Genomic DNA, 1,016 nt, shown 5'->3' with positions numbered 1-1,016 from the left:
ACACCCACTTCGAAGACAGGAGACCTTCGTGGTCCACGCTAACGCTGTTCTGACTCCGCGCGGGCGGTTGCTGCTTGCGCGTCTGATCGTCGATGAGGGCTGGCCGGTCGTTCGGGCAGCCGAGCACTTCCATGTGTCGTGGCCGACCGCCAAGCGATGGGCGACCCGGTATGCGGCGATGGGCGCAGTCGGTATGACAGACCGATCCAGCCGTCCCCATCACAGCCCGAACCGCACGCCGCAGCAGGTGGTGCGCAAAATCGTCCACCTGCGTTGGCGTCATCGCCTCTCACCGCTAGCGATTGCCTCGCGGTTGTCGATGCCAGCCTCGACGGTGCACGCCGTGCTGGTCCGGTGTCGGCTCAATCGCCTGTCTCACATCGATATCCGAACCGGTGAACCGATCCGCCGATACGAACACGATTACCCGGGATCGTTGATCCATGTCGATGTCAAAAAGCTGGGCAACATCCCCACCGGTGGCGGCTGGCGGTTCGTGGGCCGGTCGCAAGGCAAGAGGAATCGGCACCTGACCGCCGGGGTCGGCCGCAGCCAACACCGCGACCCGCTGTTGGGGCACGCCTTTGTCCACACCGTCATCGACGACCACTCGCGCGTGGCCTACGCCGAGATCCATGACGACGAAACAGCTGAGACCGCGATCGCCGTTTTGCACCGGGCAGTCGCCTGGTTCGCCGCACGCGGGGTCACCGTAGAAGCGGTCCTGTCCGACAACGGCGGCTGCTACCGCTCACACGCATGGCGTCGCGCATGCCAGGACCTGGGCATCAAGCACCGCCGAACCCGCCCCTACCGGCCGCAGACGAACGGAAAGATCGAGCGTTTCCACCGCAGCATGGCCGCCGAATGGGCCTTCGCCCGCTTCTATCCAAACGAGTGGACGAGGCGATCAGCGCTGCCGGCCTGGCTGCATACCTACAATCACCACCGGCAACACTCAGCGATCGGGAAAGTCCCACCCATCACAAAGTTGACCAACCTGTCTGGGCAGTACA

At 64.4% G+C, this 1,016-nt stretch carries 1 protein-coding gene; it reads left to right on the top strand.

The window, feature by feature from the left end; all coding sequences use genetic code 11:
• Nucleotides 1-28: 28 nt before the first annotated feature.
• The coding region (locus tag LI92_RS21320) for an IS481 family transposase (RefSeq protein ID WP_046322527.1) at nt 29-1,016 on the top strand (988 nt) is incomplete at its 3' end.

Origin of the sequence: Mycobacterium sp. UM_Kg1 (assembly GCF_000972925.1) — a bacterium.
Lineage (GTDB): Bacteria > Actinomycetota > Actinomycetes > Mycobacteriales > Mycobacteriaceae > Mycobacterium > Mycobacterium hiberniae.
The sequence above is the reverse complement of the archived record's forward strand: the minus strand, read 5'-3'. Positions and strand labels throughout refer to the sequence as shown.